Raw genomic sequence first — 16,829 nt, 5'->3', positions numbered from 1 at the left:
TTGCTGGGCGGCAAGGCAATAGTGCCTAAGCCGCTCCAGCAGATCAACTGCAAAACACGCAAAGGAACGCCATGAAGGTCAAGCCGAGCGTCAAGCAGATCTGCGACAAGTGCAAAGTGATCCGCCGTAACGGCCGGGTCATGGTGATCTGCGAGAACCCGCGCCACAAGCAGCGCCAGGGCTAATTCCCCTTCGGGAATCAGTGTCCGCAAGGACAAACCTGGGCTGCTAGCCCACGCAAGTAAATAAAGGCAGCACAAGCTGTGCCAGGACTGCATTACAGAGCCTGGTCAGCGAACCCCCGGTCGGAGGCTGGGGCCACACTGAACGTGTGGGTGTACTGCCTACGACCTCCGGTTTATTCAAGGAGTACTGCCACTATGGCTCGTCTCGCTGGCGTAGACATTCCCCGCGAAAAGCGGTTGGAAATTGCGCTTACTTACATCTACGGCGTGGGCAAGACCCGTGCACACGAAACCCTGGCTGCCACCGGCATCAGCGCTGACGTTCGCGTCAAGGACCTGACTGACGCCGAGCTGGTCCAGCTGCGTGACTACATTGAAGGCAACTACAAGGTTGAGGGTGACCTTCGCCGCGAGGTAGCCGCTGACATCCGCCGCAAGGTAGAGATCGGCAGCTACGAAGGCCTGCGCCACCGCAAGGGCCTGCCCGTACGCGGACAGCGTACGAAGACCAACGCCCGTACCCGCAAGGGCCCGAAGCGCACCGTCGCCGGCAAGAAGAAGGCCGGACGTTAATCCCTCGGGATTGATCCGGTTTTCCCCCGATAACTTTCTGTAGGAGAAACAATGCCCCCGAAGACTCGTGGAGCGGTTCGTAAGCCGCGTCGCAAGGATAAGAAGAATATTGCGCTTGGCCAGGCGCACATCAAGAGCACCTTTAACAACACCATCGTGTCCATCACGGACCCGAACGGTGCTGTCATCTCATGGGCTTCCGCCGGTGAGGTTGGCTTCAAGGGCTCCCGTAAGTCCACCCCGTTCGCTGCCCAGATGGCTGCCGAAGCTGCTGCAAAGCGCGCTCAGGAGCACGGTCTGCGCAAGGTTGACGTATTCGTCAAGGGCCCGGGATCCGGACGCGAAACCGCAATCCGTTCGCTTCAGGCCGCTGGCCTCGAGGTTGGCTCCATCCAGGACGTCACCCCCAGCGCCCACAACGGTTGCCGCCCCCCGAAGCGTCGCCGCGTCTAATTAGGTCTTCCCTGCCTGACCGGCCGGGCCTGCTGTGAATGGTTTCGACCCTTCATAAGCATGGCCCGGCTGGTCAGGCTGGAAACCGAAGCCGATTTCCACCACCTGTGTTGCGTCATATAGCGGATGCTCGCCGAAAGGAAACCTAAGTGCTCATTGCACAGCGCCCCACCCTGTCTGAAGAAGTTGTATCCGAGAACCGCTCCCGTTTCATCATTGAACCGCTGGAGCCGGGCTTCGGTTACACCCTCGGAAACTCCCTCCGCCGTACCCTGCTCTCCTCCATCCCCGGTGCCGCTGTAACCAGCATCCGGATCGATGGCGTGCTGCACGAGTTCACCACGGTTCCGGGTGTCAAGGAAGATGTCACCGAGATCATCCTGAACATCAAGAACCTTTCGGTTTCCTCCGAGCACGATGAGCCGGTTGTTGCTTACCTGCGCAAGCAGGGCCCCGGAGTCGTCACCGCCGCGGACATCGCTCCGCCGGCCGGCGTCGAATTCCACAACCCGGATCTGCACATTGCCACTCTGAACTCGAAGGGCAAGTTCGAACTCGAACTGACCATCGAGCGCGGCCGTGGCTACGTTTCGGCAGCTCAGAACAAGTCCGGCGACTCCGAGATCGGCCGTATTCCGGTTGACTCGATCTACTCGCCGGTCATGAAGGTAACTTTCCGCGTGGAAGCTACCCGTGTTGAGCAGCGCACCGACTTCGACAAGCTCATTGTCGACGTCGAGACCAAGCAGGCAATCGCTCCCCGCGATGCTGTTGCTTCCGCAGGTACCACCCTGGTGGAACTGTTCGGTCTGGCTCGTGAGCTGAACACCGCAGCTGAAGGTATCGAGATTGGCCCGTCGCCGACGGACGCTGCCCTGGCAGCTGACATGGCTCTGCCGATCGAGGATCTGGACCTCACGGTCCGTTCCTACAACTGCCTCAAGCGTGAGGGCATCCACACCGTGGGTGAACTCGTTGCCCGCTCCGAGGCTGACCTGATGGACATCCGTAACTTCGGTGCGAAGTCCATTGACGAGGTCAAGGCAAAGCTCGTCGAACTGGGTCTGTCCCTCAAGGACTCCCCTCCCGGTTTCGATCTCGCAGCCCGCGCCGCAGCCATCGAAGAGGACGACGCCGCGTTCAGCGACGACGAGCTCTAAACAGCAGATCTTGGCCGCCGGGTCCAGCAATGGGCCTGACCGGCTTACACAACAGGAGAAATAACTATGCCTACCCCCACTAAGGGTCCGCGCCTCGGAGGCGGCCCGGCTCACGAGCGCCTGATGCTCGCGAACCTGGCAGCTGCTCTGTTTGAGCACAAGCGAATCACCACCACGGTCACCAAGGCCAAGCGCCTGAAGCCGTACGCAGAGCGTCTGGTCACCTTCGCCAAGCGTGGCGACCTCGCTTCCCGCCGCCGCGTTCTCGGCCTGATCAGCGACAAGGGCGTTGTCCACGAGCTGTTCACCGACATCGCCGGCGCCGTTGCCAACCGCGATGGTGGCTACACCCGCATCACCAAGATCGGCAACCGCAAGGGCGACAACGCTCCCATGGCTGTCATCGAGCTCGTCCTCGAGCCGGTTTCCCCGAAGCAGGCCGTTGTTGCTGAAGCAACCAACGCTGCTGCCAAGGCTGCTCCGGCTGCTGAAGCTCCGGCTGCCGAGGAAGAGGTCGTTGAGACCGAAGCTGCTGAGACCGAAGAGGCTCCGGCCGCTGAGTCTGACGCTGCTGAAGCTGAAGCTGCTGAAACCGAAGAGGCTCCGGCCGCTGAGGACAAGAAGTAATTCACTGAATTCTTCACAGTAGACTTAAGTCTATGAACGAACGAAAACCCGCTGCCCCCGTTATGGGGGGCGGCGGGTTTTTGCGTGTCCGGCTGGATCTCTCGTACGACGGCGGCCCTTTCAGCGGGTGGGCGCTGCAGCCTGGTCTTCGCACGGTGCAGGGGTCGCTGGAGGAAGCACTGACGCTCCTGTTGCAGCGGCCCGTCCGCGTGACGGTTGCCGGCAGGACTGACGCCGGGGTCCATGCCCGTGGGCAGGTAGTTCACCTGGACCTGACAGAAGCCGAGTGGCTGTCACTGCCGCGCGGGCACGAACTCGATCCCGCCGTCGCACTTTTGCGTCGTCTCCGTGGTGCGCTGAGCCGGATTCTTGGCGACCTGACGGGTGCCGTGGAAGTGCACGACGCCGGCCTGGCGCCTGAAGGTTTCGACGCCCGGTTCTCTGCCTTGTGGCGGAGCTACAGTTACCGGATTGCCGATGGTCCGGAACGCTGGGACCCTGTCCTTCGAAGCATCACCTTGTGGCACAAGTCTGCTGTGGATGTCTCGGTGATGAACCACGGCGTGCAGGCGCTGCTGGGACTCCAGGATTTTAGGTCCTACTGCAAACCCCGCGAAGGTGCCACGACAGTCCGTGAGCTGCAGAAGTTCTCGTTTGCGCGGGGGAGTGACGGTGTCATTGTCGCGACCGTCCAGGCGGATGCCTTCTGCCACAACATGGTGCGCTCACTGGTTGGTTCTGCCTTGAGGGTGGGCGAGGGCCTGGAGTCTCCGGAGTGGCTGCACTCCCGCCTGCTGGAGCGGAAGCGTGATGCCAAGTCCGTTCTTGCCGCGCCCCACCCGCTCGTGCTGGAAGAGGTCGCCTACCCATCGGACAGTGAATTGTTGGCCCGGGCCGAGCTGACCCGCGCTCGGCGGCAGTAGTTCGCCGGCTAAGCCCGAACGTTGGAGGACCCCCTCCCGGCTCTGGGTACCGGAAGGGGGCCGTTGTGGCACTCCGCGGTCTGGGATCCGCGAAGTGCCGGTCTCCAGGGCAAGGGCACCAGAGCCCTAAAAAGCGCCGGCCAAATTGGTCATCACATTGATAACGGCCGGACCCATAATCACGATGAAGAGCACCGGCAGGATGCAAAACATCAAGGGGAAGAGGACCTTCACGGGCAGCTTCATTGCCTGTTCTTCCGCCCTTTGGCGACGCTTGATACGCATTTGCTTAGCCTGGGTTCGCAGGACATTGGCGATGGCGATCCCGTAGGCGTCGGCCTGGACGATCGCGCCAACGAATGCCCGCAGATCGTGAACGTCTACGCGTTCGGAAAGAGCGACGTATGCTTCCTTGCGGCTACGTCCGGCCTGCATGTCCTGCAGGGTTCGGAGCATTTCCATGGCCAAAGGTCCCGAACCATTCTGTCCGGCCCTGGCCATGGCAGCTTCGAAACCAAGACCGGCCTCAACAGAAATCAGCATTTGATCCAGGGTGTTGGGTAGTTCGGTCTGGATGGCCTTCTGCCGTTCCGCTGCCCTCCCGTGGATCAGGAGATCGGGAATGAAATACGTCAAGGTCACTGCTGCGAGGTACAGCAGGAAGCCCGGACCAGACGGGGCCCGCAGGAAGAAGAGAAGACCCACGAGTCCTGCAGCTAAGGTCAACACGGGCTTGACGATCAGAAGACGTCCAAGTGGCATACCGGCCGGTCGGCCCAATCTGGCAAGCAATTTGTCCAACCAGACGGTGTACCCCTTGGGCGTTAGCTTGGCACCGAGACGATTGAGGTTGAATGATGATGGCTGCGCCCCCAGGTCCGTTGCCATCCCCGCACTTCGGCTCAAGTTGGTTCGAACGGTGGCTAGTCCGGCGCGATCAACGGAAATAAAGGCCCATGCCATGAAGGCAACGGGGACTACGATCAATGCGACAGACACCCATGCAATGAGGTTCATGGTCACTCCCTAGAACTTGATCTTGACTACGCGGCTGAGCCAGAAAGAGCCCAAACCTAAAAGGACGACGGCCACAACGAGCATTAACCAACCCACGGGGTGCGTGAATAGCGGCTGGATATACGTTCCGTTCGCCAGGCTCAGATACATGAACACGCCGGTCGGTAGGGCAATGAGCACATAGGCGGAGAGCCGGCCTTCCGCGCTGAGCGCTCGCACTTGCCCTTTGATTTGGGTCCGCTCACGGATCGTTTCGGCCACGTGGTCCAGTACCTCAGCCAAGTCGCCGCCCACTTCACGGTGAATTTCAACGGCTTGCGTGGCCCAGAGAAAGTCCTCACTATGGAGACGCGATGCCGCGTCCAAAAGGGCATCACGCAGGTCGCGACCCAGCCGTACTTCTCCGACAATCCTGGCGAACTCATCCTTGGTGGGCGACTGCGCCTCTTGGGCCACAGCATCCACGGCCCGCAGCAAACTGTGGCCGGCCCGCATGCTGCCGGACAGCATTTGCAGGGTGTCACCTAATTGGGTCTCGAACTGCGCCCTCCGCCTGGATGTCATGATGCCAAGGATTGCGCGGGCGCCCAGAGGGGCGGCGACACCGAACAATATTGCGACCAGAATACCGCCGAGGATGAATCCGACGACGAGGCCAGTGAAGGTTGCACAGATGACCAGCAGCACGTAGTCGGCGGGCTTCATTCGAGAGCCAGCCTGCTCAAGGAGGACCTTGGTTCCGGAAGAACGGCCGGCCGAAACTTGGCCATCGACCAGCGCAACAGCGGAATTCGTCACCCGAGTCAGTACAGAATCCTGAGGCCCGGCGTTCGGCTGCCGCCTCGACAAGGCGATTGTTGAGCTTCTTGACCGTGGGATAAGGAACAGCCCGATAACTAAGGCCGAAAGCCCGAGGAGCACCCCGGCGATGAGCAGTAAGGGATTGGTGGCGGTCATCGCTGCCCACCCCCAGACGCCACGGAACCGAAAACAGCCGGGGAAATACGGATTCCAAGGTCAGCGAAGTGGTCGACGAACCGTGGCCGCACTCCTGTAGGAACGGGTTTTCCAAGGAATCGTCCGTTGGTGTCCATACCTGCCGAGTAATCGAAAGTGAAGGCGTCCTGCAGGGTAACTACATCCCCCTCCATTCCTTGCACTTCCGTCACATGCGTGATGCGGCGGGTGCCATCTCGCAAACGCGAGATCTGCACAACCAGGTTTACTGCGGATGAAATCTGTTCCCTGATGGCCCTCAGTGGCAGGTCCATTCCCGCCATCAGAACCAAGGTCTCGAGGCGGGCAATGGCATCACGCGGAGAATTCGCGTGGACTGTTGAGATGGAGCCGTCGTGGCCAGTGTTCATTGCCTGGAGCATGTCCAATGCTTCGCCGCCGCGAACTTCGCCGACAACGATTCTGTCGGGCCGCATACGAAGCGAATTGCGGACAAGGTCCCGGATGGCGATCTCACCCTTGCCCTCGATGTTGCTGGGGCGACTTTCCAAACGAACAACATGGGACTGCTGCAACTGCAGCTCCACTGCGTCCTCGATGGTGACGATGCGCTCGTCCGCGGGAAGGAAGGATGAAAGGACGTTCAACAGTGTTGTCTTCCCGGTGCCTGTACCTCCGGAGACGATGATGTTCAGCCTCGCCTGCACGCAAGCATGCAGCAGCTCGGTGATTTCGGGGCTCATGGTTCCCAGCTGAACGAGATTCTGGGCCGTTAGCGGCACACGGCCGAACTTTCGAATCGTCAGCGACGATCCACCTACCGCCAAGGGAGGAATGATCGCATTGACACGGGATCCATCCGTAAGTCTCGCATCCACCAGAGGAGAGGATTCGTCGATGCGGCGGCCGACCTTCGAGACAATCCGCTCGATGATTCTGCGGAGGTGCTCCTCGGAAGTGAAACGGACATTGGTCAAATGGAGTTTTCCAGCAATCTCCACGTAGACCTTGTCGGCTCCGTTCACCATGATCTCAGTGACGTCCTTGTCGTCAAGGAAACGCTGAAGAGGCCCAAGTCCAAGTACGTCGTCGGCGATCTCCTGGACCAGCCGTTGCCTTTCCAGCGATGTCAGCGGGATGTCGTCTTCGTCGATGACAGCGCGGAGTTCCTCTTTGACATAGCGATGGAGCTCTGTCTCATCCAGTGTGGTATCGGAAATCCGGGAACCCATCCGGTCAAACAGCGCATTGCTCGTGCGTTCCTTGACTGCGGACAAAGCCTGGCTGGAGTCCTCCGTGGCTGCCCCGGATTCCGGCGAAACCGCAAGGTAGTCGGGGGTCTGCGTTGCTGGCGCGGCCCAGGGATCACCCAGTGATGGTGCACCAGGAGCTTCAACTTCGAGTCCGCGGGCCGTTTGAAGGCGCTTTGCGAGGTTCACTTGACTACCGCCCTTCGGTGCAGTTTCTTGTGTGGCCGCTCATTCCACCCAGGCTGGAATCGATCAACCAACTGGCGGAGCCCACGCAGGGTGACGTCCTTGGTGCCGTCCTGAAGTACGGGCACGCCCCTGTTGGTTGAGTAGGGGAGTGAACGGGACCGCGGCAAGGTGACGTCAACGGGGCATCCAATGGTTGCTTCAACGTCCACCAGCGTTAGGCCGCTGCGCTTGTCCGCGAAGTTGAGGACTACGTGTCGTTGCTCTGGGACCAGTCCAACCTCTTCGAGAATCTCAAGGCCGTTGCGAAGGCCCCGGATACTCGGGATGTCCATTCCGCAAACCCAAACAACGTCAGAAGCGCGTTCGAGGGTGGCCAGGACGTGTTCACCAAGCCCGGGAGCCGTGTCCACCACAACATACTCGAATTCCTTCGCCAACTGCTCGAGCAGATGGCCCACTTGCTCGGCCGAAATGTGTTCGATTTGGGACGGGTTGCTCGGTGCACACAGAGCGTAGATACCGCCGGGATGAACCGTAAGGTATGACTTCAGGACCATGCTGTCCTGGACTGCGGCACCCGTGACGGCATCCGCAATCGTCTTTTCAGGATTCAAGAGCAACCCGGACGCCACGTCCCCGAACTGAAGATCCAGATCGGCGATAACGACCTTCATGGGAGATGTGCGGCCGAGCCCGATGGCGAGGTTGGTGGAGATGGTTGTCTTGCCCACGCCGCCTTTTGGAGACATGACGGCGATGATCCGTCCGCCCTGTGGACCAGAGTCCACTTGGGCGCCCAACCCGCGCCGGCGACCAGCCGCTGCGAGGCTGGCACGCTCCAACAGGATGCGAATGTCAGCGGCGGTCGAGGCAGGATCGAGCAGATCACGGATGCCGGCACGCATGGCAGGTAGCGCGACTTGTGCGGCGTCTGTTGATGCAAGCACCACGCTGATCTCCGGGTACTGGAGATCAAACAGGCTTGCCAAACGGATGGCGTCGTCGGCTTGAAGGCCAGGGCCGAGCACCAACACTTCGAGCAGTTCGCCGGACAGGACGCGGAGGACGTCGTCCGGACCCTGGGGCAGGTAATCGGCAATGATGGAATGGACATCGCCGTGGATTCCGGCTGCGGCCTGGCGAACGCGCCGTTCGAAGTCGGTGTCTGCCGTGATGACGAGAAAACGGCTCATTGGAGGACCTCAGCCTTCTTGATGGTGACGCGTGCGCTTTCCTGTGCCGCGGAGGGCTCTTTAGTTAGCCAGATGTCCCCGTACTTGGCTCCGTAGACGATCTTGGTTGCCTCTACATCGCTGCGGGCGAGCGTCACGATGAACGAGCCTTCCGGGAGTTGCGTATTCGCCTGTTCGGAACTTGCCTGAGCGGTATTGGAGGTCCTGGCCGTGGCACGCTGGACGCTGGTCACCAGGACCTTGTGGAAGACGAGCTGGGCTGATGCATCACTGTCGGCTTGTCCGGAGTTGCCCAGCAGCACAACCACCCCCACGGTGTCGCCGGCCGCCAGCCGCCCGCCCACGACACGTTGTGCATCGAGCTGTACCGAGACTTCCTGCAGTCCTTCGGGCACCGGGACTGACCCCGGAGCCGCGAGGCTGTTGGGATCCACGAGGCGGTTCCCCAACAGTGCTTCCCCGGGCATGAGATCTGCCCCCGCCACCTTGCCTTCCATCCCAGAGAGACTTTTTAACGCTCCGTTGGGGACCGAAGCCGCAGGAAGCGATGTGAGCTTGATTGCGGATTTAATCTGCTGGAGGTCCGAGCCTTCGGGGACCGGACTCTGAATAACGAGAACGTCAACGGGCTGGAGGTCCTTTTGTGCCCTGGCGTCTGCTGCTTGAACGTATGTGACCAGTAGCAGTGTGCCGACTATTGCCAGCACTAGTGCCACTATGCCTCCCAGTAGGCGAGTTTTCACTTTCCTTCTCCTTAATGCAATGGAGTCTTCTCCCAGATTGAGTACTACTTGGTGAGTTGGACGCCCAAGGCGCCGTACGTGGTTGGACCGCCCAGAGTTGCGGCCTCCGTCAGGCTTACTTTCTTGATGAATGTGCCGTAAAGGCCTGTGTCGCTGTTCTTGAGTTTCAGGGACTTCTCAAGTGCCGTGGCCTCGGACGTCATGTAGGTTGGTCCGCCCCCGGTGAGATGCCATCCCCGGAGGGAAATCTGCGCGAAGGCCTCTATCTCGAAAGACTTTTTGAAAGGAGAAGAAGCACAAGGGTTGCTTCCCGAACCCTTCTTGACCGGACAGGCCGTCTTGAAAATCGGAATCAGAATTTCAACCGGCTTCCCAGCCTTCAACTTTGTTTCCCAGGCGGCAAAAGCTGTGCTGCAGGTCGAGTCGAAGTCGTTGCCTTCACTGGATTCAATCCAAGGTGATTTGGTATCGAGGTGAATTGAGCACGTGGAACCCGGATGTTTGAGCCAGCCGAAGCCGCCTGGCAATTCGAACCCGGAAGAGGATTTGTGCTTGCAAGCGTAGGCAGGGTCATCCGCGAGTGTGGTGCCGTGGACGGGGAAGAATTGCAGGCCCTTGGTGAAGCTTGGGTCAGCCTCGCATTGAGAGAACGTCAGCGGGACCGCGTCGGTCGCGGAGAAGCCGCCGAATTTCGCTTGCGCATGGGCTTTGATGTCGGCCGTTGTGACCCCGAGCGCCCGTGCGAACACCAGGGAAAAGTGGTTGTCCCCAGAGGAGTTCCGTGACTGGGTGGTGACATCCACGCTGCCCGTGGAGAGGTTGACCGAAGCCACAGGTGCGTTGCTGACTCCGTCAAGGGCGTTCAGTCCGGCGAGGGAGGTGGCTGCCACGGACGGCGCGGTGCAGTCTGTGGCGCTTGCACTCTTTGCGCAGGCTTGGGCGATGCCGATGGCCGAGGAGTCGGCACCGTTCTGGAGTTGAGCGTGCTCAGAGTACATCATGGCCACGTCAACCGCGAAGGCGGTCATGCCCAAAAGGGCCACCATCAGCAAGGCAGTCATGGGTGCCACGGCACCGCGTTCCGGGTCTTTGTGCTTCAGCCGCCACATCGCATGACTCCTGTCCCTGAGACGTCGAGCTCTGCGGGCATTCCAGGCACCAGCGCCGGAAACCCTGTCATCCAGGGCGTGGTGTAGGAGATGTTGACCGACACGTTGCAGGGACTGCTGCCTGATGAAGAGATACTGATGTCACCGGGCGCCAGGTCCACGCTGGGCGCGGCAGCCACGCCGGCGGCTTGCGCAGCCCCTACGGTGTAGGTGGAATCTGACTGATGAATGGCTGCGTAGCGGGCTGCTTCCCGAGCGGCCTCCGACAACGAAATCTGGATGTTGAAGGCCCGCCCGAATTCAAAGATACCGAGTACCAACAAGAGAAATATGGGCAGCACCAGAGCGAATTCAACAGCTACCGCACCGGTCTGGTTGGTCCAGGTTGAGGCATTCCCCGAGCGGGATGTCCTGCTCTTCCTGTTTTTGGATTTCATTGCATCTCCCAGAAACGAGTCCAGGCCGGCTGCGGCCGATGATGACATCGGGGCAGCCGGCCCGGGATTCGAAATGAAGCCGGCCAGTTCCCTGTTACGACGGCAGCTTGTCGGTGATAGTGGTGAAACCCTTCAGGATGTCTGTACCCAAGGTGGCGACCACGCCAACGATCACGGCTGCGATCAGGGCCACGAGCAGACCGTATTCAACGGCTGTCGCCCCCTTTTCTTCGTTGGTGAAGCGGTCCTTGACGCCGGCGATGTACGAGGTAATGGTGAACATAAAAGATGACATTGGAAAATCCTTCCCAGAAAAAGTGAATGCAAAATAGGTTATAGGTCCAGCAAATTATCGGAATTTGCTTCGAGTTCCGAACTACCCCCATGTTTCCTTTAGCGGTTCGGAATTCGATGACATAAGAATTCACCCTGGGCGGCCGTCGCGACAATGCGTAGCCGTACTCGATTTCCTGGTGGGGGCTCTACTTGGCGGGGTGCGCCCGAGCTGGGAAGTACTCAGTTTTTGGCGTGCAAGGGGCACAAACTACTTGGTTTTGACAGTGGCCTTATTAATTGCGACGCAGTAATCAACCTTGGTTGGTGCGTACTCAGGTTGGGCTAGGCCATGACCATGGCAACGGCCAGGGCGGCGATGACCATGGCTGGTCCGTGGGCGGTTTCCCTCGGTTTTTCCGCGCGTCGCAGGCGTAACATCAGCACCGTGAGCAACCCGCCCACCACGAATCCCAGCAGTCCGCCGTAGAGTACCTGTGCCCAACCCAAGTAACCCAAGTACAGGCCGAGGGGAGCTGCGAGCTTTACGTCGCCCATTCCGATGCTTCCTGGTGAAAAAAGTCCCAGAATCAGGTAGCCGGCGAACAGGATGGCGCCACCCGCCAGGGCGCGGAGCAGGTCGCTCCACGCGGGGGCCAGCACTGCGGCGGCCGCGAGAAGGCCTGCGCCGCCAGTCAGCAGGAGCAGGACAAGCGGATTCGGCAGCAAATGCAGCGTGAAATCAATGCGGGAAAGTTGCACCCCACAAAGAGCCAGAAAAAGGAAAGCTGGCAATTCGCCAGAAAAGCCAAACCGCCACGCGAGCAAGCCAAACAGCAAGGCGGTGACGGCCGCCGTCGTGATCCGGACCTTGGGGGAGGGGAGTCCGCCAAGCCGCGGCAGCCAGGCATGGATGAGGGACTCGGCCGGCGGGCTCAACAGCAAGCCGGACAGCGCAAGCAGGAGCGTCAAGGCAAGTCCATCGGTCACGTGTTCCCCCTCATTAACACAGGTACCCCCATGTTCGGTAACCCCATTTTGACCCGGGCGCCCCGTTGAAGGTATTGTTTAGAGTCGTTGTGCGTGTCCTATCTCGATGACACATGCCTTATGGGGGATCCAGTTGCAGGATCGCTAACTCCTGAGGCATTTCGAGATCCTGGGATGACTGGTACATAGAGCCCTCACCTCTGCTCCGGTAGCGCATACATAGTAGGTACACGCCTTATTGCGTGTCGCCTAAAACATGAACGCCAGAACAAGAACGAGGCAAAACCGTGCGTACGTACACCCCGAAGCCCGGCGATATCAACCGCCAGTGGCACGTCATTGACGCCACCGACGTTGTCCTTGGTCGTCTTGCCAGCCAGACCGCAACACTGCTGCGCGGAAAGCACAAGCCGACCTTTGCGTCCCACATGGACATGGGCGACTTCGTCATCATCATCAACGCTGAAAAGGTTGCCCTCACCGGCGCCAAGCTGGAGCAGAAGCGCGCATACCGCCACTCCGGTTACCCGGGCGGCCTGACCTCCGTCAACTACGCCGAACTGTTGGAATCCAACCCGGTTCGCGCTGTTGAGAAGGCCATCAAGGGCATGCTCCCCAAGAACTCTCTCGCTGCACAGCAGTTGGGCAAGCTCAAGGTCTACCGTGGCGCTGAGCACCCCCACGCTGCACAGCAGCCGAAGACTTTCGAAATCACCCAGGTCGCCCAGTAGTCCTGGCCACCAACCAACTTTTCATTACAAGGAGAACCGTGGCTCAGAACGAAGAACTGACCGCCGAAGCCGTCGAGGCCGAGGAAACCCTCACCAGCTACACCTCTGAAAGCAGCAACGCTGCTGAAGATGCTCCCAAGAAGGAGCGCCCGGCACTGACCGTTGCCGGCGCAGCTGTTGGCCGCCGCAAGGAAGCCGTTGCACGCGTTCGCGTTGTGCCGGGCTCCGGCAAGTGGACCATCAACGGCCGCACGCTGGACAACTACTTCCCGAACAAGCTGCACCAGCAGGACGTCAACGAGCCCTTCAAGATCCTTGATCTCGAAGGCGCCTACGACGTCATCGCCCGTATCCACGGTGGTGGCATCTCCGGCCAGGCTGGTGCGCTGCGTCTCGGCGTTGCTCGCTCGCTGAACGAGATCGACGTCGACAACAACCGCGCAACCCTCAAGAAGGCCGGTTACTTGAGCCGTGACGCCCGCGTCATCGAGCGCAAGAAGGCTGGTCTCAAGAAGGCACGTAAGGCTCAGCAGTACTCCAAGCGTTAATTCGCTGCACGAAAGCCCGTTCCGCCACTTTGGCGGGGCGGGCTTTCGCCGTTAAAGGGGGGGGGCTGCGGGCGCCTGGATTGAAGCTCCAGTGTGACGCCCCGACGCGTGCCTGAACTGATGGTGCCCCGGCGTCGTCTAAACTTGAGCCGATGTCTAGATTATTTGGAACAGATGGCGTGCGCGGTCTCGCGAACGGATTGCTTACCGCTGAGCTGGCTATGCAGCTTGCCCAGGCCGCCGCCGTCGTACTCGGCCATGACCGCGCAACCAACGGCAAGCGGCCCCGCGCCGTTGTCGCCAGGGATCCCAGGGCAAGCGGTGAGTTCCTCGCCGCGGCCGTCGAAGCAGGGCTGTCCAGCTCCGGCATCGACGTCTATGACGCCGGTGTCCTCCCGACTCCGGCCGCCGCCTACCTGGTGGCTGACCTTGATGCAGACTTTGGGGTCATGCTGTCGGCATCCCACAACCCGGCTCCGGACAACGGGATCAAGTTCTTCGCCCGTGGCGGCCAGAAGCTGCCCGACGACGTCGAGGACGCCATCGAGGCCCAGCTGGGGCAGGAGCCGCAGCGCCCGGTGGGAGCCGACGTCGGACGCATCCAGCGGTTCTCCGACGCCGAAGACCGCTACATCGTCCACCTGCTGGGCACCCTGCCAAAGCGCCTGGACGGCCTGAAAGTTGTCCTCGACTGCGCCCACGGCGCGGCGAGCGGCTGCTCACCCCAGGTCTTCAAGGACGCCGGCGCCGATGTTGTGGTGATTGGTGCTGAGCCGGACGGCCTGAATATCAATGAGGGCGTGGGATCAACCCATCTCGGCCCGCTGAAGGAAGCTGTCGTCAAGCACGGAGCGGACCTCGGCATAGCCCATGACGGCGACGCCGACCGCTGCCTGGCAGTGGACCATGAAGGCAACGAGGTGGACGGCGACCAGATCATGGCGATCCTGGCCCTCGCGCTCAACGACGCCGGGAAGCTCAAGGACAACATCCTGGTGGCCACCGTCATGAGCAACCTTGGCCTCAAGCTCGCCCTCCGCGACGCCGGAATCACCATCCTCGAAACGGCAGTGGGTGACCGCTACGTGCTTGAAGGCATGCGCGACGGCGGCTACAACCTTGGTGGCGAGCAGTCCGGCCACGTGATCTTCTCCGATTACGCAACCACGGGCGACGGTGTCCTGACCGGCCTTCAGCTTGCAGCGCAGGTGGCCCTGACCGGACGCAGCCTCAAGGAACTGGCCACTGCGATGACCAAGCTTCCGCAGCTCATGATCAACGTCAAGGGCGTGGACAAGGCCCGCGCGGGTACTGATGAAGGCGTCGCTGCAGCGGTTGCCGCGGCGGAACTTGAATTGGGCGAGACCGGCCGCGTACTGCTTCGTCCGTCCGGTACCGAAGCCCTTGTGCGGGTCATGGTGGAGGCCGCCGACATGGAAACGGCCGAGCGGATCTGTACGGGTCTTGCTGCTGTGGTCCGGGAGCGCCTGGGCGCTTCCAGCGAATTGGCTGTCTAGGAATTGAAAAGGCCCGCTCCCTGATTCAACAGGGAGCGGGCCATTCCTCTTTAACGTCGATTGCTTAGAGGTAGTCCGGCGCCGCTTCGAGGCCGAAGTACTCCTCCAACGTCGCGATGCCTCGTGCCGCCATGTCTGTTGCCGCTTCCACGCCGATGTAACGCAGGTGCCAGGACTCGTAAAAGTAACCGGTGGTGTCGTGGAACATCCACGGGTACCTCACCACGAAACCGAACCTGCTTGCGTTGGCCTTGGCCCACACGGCAGCTGGCTGGTCGGCGAAGCACGGCTGGAAGCTGCAGGCGCCCCCGCCGTCGCCGATGTCGAAGGACCAGCCCGTTTGGTGTTCGGAGTGTCCGGGGCGGGCGGATGCGCGGTCGGCCGCTGCTTGTCCGGTGCTGGCGACGTAGCCGTTGTAGGTGGCTACCTGCGTGGAGTAGGAGCGATAGCCCGATGCCAACGTCATGATGACGCCCTCCGCGGCTGCGGCCGCGAACATCTTCTCTGCGGCAGTCGCCGTCGTGCTGTTGACCAGGGCTGCCTCGCCGCTGACTGCGAGCCGGATGTTCGGCTGCACCAGGTCTGCGGGGACGAAGTCCTGCGGGTTCAGCGGCCGGTGCTTGTTCACTACTACCCACGGGCTGGTGGGGTCGGTGAGGGAGAAGCGGGTGGCGGCAGCGCTCGACGGCGGGGCGCTGGGTGCCGGAGTCGCGGCGCCGTCGGCAGGGGTGACGCCAGGCGACGCAGATGGGGCCGCAACCGTGGGGCTCGGGGATCCAGTGGAGGCATCGGCCACGGCGGTGGGGGGTGTTGCGTTATCCGGCGTGCAGGCTGACAGTGCGAGCATCCCGGCGCCGGCCGTTAGCAGGCCTGTGAAGGCCCTGCGGCTTGGTTGTGGGGTAGCCAAGGGCTTAGACCTTCCGGAGGAGCATACGGCGGATTGAATGGTCTGCGTCCTTGGTGAGCACCAACTGGGCGCGTCCACGGGTAGGCAGCACGTTTTCTTCAAGGTTCGGCTCGTTGATTCGTTTCCAGATGCCACGGGCCGTCGATTCGGCGTCGTCGTCGGAGAGTGTGGCGTAACGGTGGAAGTAGGACTCCGGCTGCGCGAAGGCCGTACTGCGGAGCTTGCGGAAACGGTCCACGTACCATTCCTCGATGTACGAGGTTTTGGCGTCCACGTAGATGGAGAAGTCGAAGAAGTCGCTGACAGCCAATCCTTGCTTGCCGTCCATGCGTGGACGTGCGGGTGCGAGCACGTTCAGGCCTTCGACGATCAGGACGTCGGGACGCCGGACCACGACTTCCTTCCCCGGCACGATGTCGTAGGTGACATGCGAGTACCAGGGCGCGCGGACTTCCTCCGCGCCTCCCTTGACTTCCGAGACGAAGCGGAGGAGCCCGCGGCGATCGTAGGACTCGGGGAAACCCTTGCGTTCGAGCAGGTGGCGCCGCTTCAGCTCGGCCAAGGGGTACAGGAAACCGTCAGTGGTGATGAGTTCCACATTGGGCGTCCCGGGCCAGCGCCTGAGCATTTCCCGGAGCACACGTGCGATGGTCGACTTCCCCACGGCGACGGATCCTGCGACACCGATGACGAAAGGCGTGCGTTGTGTCTGTTCGCCCAGGAACGTGGTGGTGGCGGCATGGAGCTGGTGCGAAGCCTGCACATACAGGTGGAGGAGTCGCGAAAGGGGCAGGTAAACTTCCCGGACTTCCTTCATGTCGAGGGGGTCGCCGAGGCCCCGGAGACGGAATATGTCCTCTTCGTTGAGGGGCTGCTCCATCTGTGCTGCAAGCCTGGACCAGGTCTGGCGGTCCAGCTCAACAAACGGGGAAGCGCCGTCGCCATTAGCTTCGGTGCGTTGCAAAGTCACGCTCATGATTCTGCCCTCCACGCGGCGGATCAGGAAATGCGCGACGACGGGCGGGTGAATTGTGCGTGACGCAGCTC

General features: G+C 61.1%; 20 protein-coding genes. 9 read left to right on the top strand and 11 right to left on the bottom strand.

Features of this window, described 5'->3' with window-relative positions; all coding sequences use genetic code 11:
• Positions 1-71: 71 nt before the first annotated feature.
• The 6 genes from rpmJ to AC5RU9_RS02350 all read left to right on the top strand — a co-directional run bounded on the left by rpmJ (position 72) and on the right by AC5RU9_RS02350 (position 3,921).
• Positions 72-185, top strand: a complete 114-nt coding sequence (gene rpmJ, locus AC5RU9_RS02375; RefSeq protein WP_011775570.1) for a 50S ribosomal protein L36 — start codon at positions 72-74, stop codon at positions 183-185.
• A gap of 195 nt (positions 186-380) precedes the next feature.
• Positions 381-758, top strand: a complete 378-nt coding sequence (gene rpsM, locus AC5RU9_RS02370) for a 30S ribosomal protein S13 (RefSeq protein ID WP_011775569.1) — start codon at positions 381-383, stop codon at positions 756-758.
• 51 nt (positions 759-809) lie between these two features.
• Positions 810-1,211, top strand: a complete 402-nt coding sequence (rpsK, locus tag AC5RU9_RS02365) for a 30S ribosomal protein S11 (protein WP_014922380.1) — start codon at positions 810-812, stop codon at positions 1,209-1,211.
• Positions 1,212-1,360: 149 nt separating this feature from the next.
• The gene (locus AC5RU9_RS02360; RefSeq protein ID WP_011775567.1) at positions 1,361-2,371 is read left to right on the top strand and encodes a DNA-directed RNA polymerase subunit alpha; all 1,011 of its coding nucleotides are present in this window, start codon (positions 1,361-1,363) and stop codon (positions 2,369-2,371) included.
• A gap of 66 nt (positions 2,372-2,437) precedes the next feature.
• Positions 2,438-2,998 (top strand): 50S ribosomal protein L17, encoded by a 561-nt coding sequence (gene rplQ, locus AC5RU9_RS02355; RefSeq protein WP_211712137.1) that lies wholly within the window; start codon positions 2,438-2,440, stop codon positions 2,996-2,998.
• 32 nt (positions 2,999-3,030) lie between these two features.
• On the top strand, positions 3,031-3,921 hold the full coding sequence (locus AC5RU9_RS02350) for a tRNA pseudouridine synthase A (protein ID WP_494015189.1): 891 nt from the start codon (positions 3,031-3,033) through the stop codon (positions 3,919-3,921).
• 126 nt (positions 3,922-4,047) lie between these two features.
• Here AC5RU9_RS02350 and AC5RU9_RS02345 read toward each other — a convergent pair whose 3' ends face one another.
• The 9 genes from AC5RU9_RS02345 to AC5RU9_RS02305 form a co-directional block, all read right to left on the bottom strand.
• Complete coding sequence (locus AC5RU9_RS02345) at positions 4,048-4,938, bottom strand: type II secretion system F family protein (RefSeq protein WP_494015188.1); 891 nt, start codon at positions 4,936-4,938, stop codon at positions 4,048-4,050.
• Positions 4,939-4,947: 9 nt separating this feature from the next.
• Complete coding sequence (locus tag AC5RU9_RS02340; protein WP_494015187.1) at positions 4,948-5,736, bottom strand: type II secretion system F family protein; 789 nt, start codon at positions 5,734-5,736, stop codon at positions 4,948-4,950.
• A 155-nt stretch (positions 5,737-5,891) separates the two neighbouring features.
• Positions 5,892-7,334: a TadA family conjugal transfer-associated ATPase gene (locus tag AC5RU9_RS02335; protein ID WP_494015186.1), complete on the bottom strand. Its 1,443-nt coding sequence runs from the start codon at positions 7,332-7,334 to the stop codon at positions 5,892-5,894.
• On the bottom strand, positions 7,331-8,527 hold the full coding sequence (locus tag AC5RU9_RS02330; protein WP_494015185.1) for a CpaE/TadZ family protein: 1,197 nt from the start codon (positions 8,525-8,527) through the stop codon (positions 7,331-7,333). The genes AC5RU9_RS02335 and AC5RU9_RS02330 overlap by 4 nt, the downstream gene beginning before the upstream one ends.
• On the bottom strand, positions 8,524-9,234 hold the full coding sequence (gene cpaB / locus AC5RU9_RS02325; RefSeq protein ID WP_494015466.1) for a Flp pilus assembly protein CpaB: 711 nt from the start codon (positions 9,232-9,234) through the stop codon (positions 8,524-8,526). The genes AC5RU9_RS02330 and cpaB overlap by 4 nt, the downstream gene beginning before the upstream one ends.
• Before the next feature lie 80 nt (positions 9,235-9,314).
• Positions 9,315-10,379, bottom strand: coding sequence for a pilus assembly protein TadG-related protein (locus AC5RU9_RS02320; RefSeq protein ID WP_494015184.1), 1,065 nt, complete (start codon positions 10,377-10,379; stop codon positions 9,315-9,317).
• A complete protein-coding gene (locus tag AC5RU9_RS02315; protein WP_494015183.1) occupies positions 10,367-10,816 on the bottom strand; it encodes a TadE family protein in 450 nt (149 codons plus the stop codon). The genes AC5RU9_RS02320 and AC5RU9_RS02315 overlap by 13 nt, the downstream gene beginning before the upstream one ends.
• A gap of 94 nt (positions 10,817-10,910) precedes the next feature.
• Positions 10,911-11,111 carry a Flp family type IVb pilin gene (locus tag AC5RU9_RS02310; RefSeq protein WP_494015182.1) on the bottom strand — a complete coding sequence of 67 codons (201 nt, stop codon included), beginning with the start codon at positions 11,109-11,111 and terminating at the stop codon, positions 10,911-10,913.
• A 323-nt stretch (positions 11,112-11,434) separates the two neighbouring features.
• Positions 11,435-12,079, bottom strand: coding sequence for a prepilin peptidase (locus tag AC5RU9_RS02305; RefSeq protein WP_494015181.1), 645 nt, complete (start codon positions 12,077-12,079; stop codon positions 11,435-11,437).
• Positions 12,080-12,366: 287 nt separating this feature from the next.
• Here AC5RU9_RS02305 and rplM point away from each other — a divergent pair, with 287 nt between their 5' ends.
• From rplM to glmM, 3 genes are all read left to right on the top strand, one after another.
• The gene (rplM, locus tag AC5RU9_RS02300) at positions 12,367-12,810 is read left to right on the top strand and encodes a 50S ribosomal protein L13 (protein WP_024817563.1); all 444 of its coding nucleotides are present in this window, start codon (positions 12,367-12,369) and stop codon (positions 12,808-12,810) included.
• A gap of 38 nt (positions 12,811-12,848) precedes the next feature.
• On the top strand, positions 12,849-13,358 hold the full coding sequence (rpsI, locus tag AC5RU9_RS02295; protein ID WP_024817562.1) for a 30S ribosomal protein S9: 510 nt from the start codon (positions 12,849-12,851) through the stop codon (positions 13,356-13,358).
• A 152-nt stretch (positions 13,359-13,510) separates the two neighbouring features.
• On the top strand, positions 13,511-14,875 hold the full coding sequence (gene glmM, locus AC5RU9_RS02290) for a phosphoglucosamine mutase (RefSeq protein ID WP_211711186.1): 1,365 nt from the start codon (positions 13,511-13,513) through the stop codon (positions 14,873-14,875).
• Positions 14,876-14,939: 64 nt separating this feature from the next.
• Here glmM and AC5RU9_RS02285 read toward each other — a convergent pair whose 3' ends face one another.
• Positions 14,940-15,722, bottom strand: coding sequence for a M15 family metallopeptidase (locus AC5RU9_RS02285; protein WP_494015465.1), 783 nt, complete (start codon positions 15,720-15,722; stop codon positions 14,940-14,942).
• A 64-nt stretch (positions 15,723-15,786) separates the two neighbouring features.
• On the bottom strand, positions 15,787-16,758 hold the full coding sequence (gene coaA, locus AC5RU9_RS02280; RefSeq protein ID WP_211711187.1) for a type I pantothenate kinase: 972 nt from the start codon (positions 16,756-16,758) through the stop codon (positions 15,787-15,789).
• Between the last annotated feature and the right edge of the window lie 71 nt (positions 16,759-16,829).

The sequence above is a fragment of the Arthrobacter sp. B0316-5-4 genome, assembly GCF_059090325.1.
Note: the sequence above shows the minus strand (reverse complement) of the source record. Positions and strands in the feature narration are given on the sequence as shown.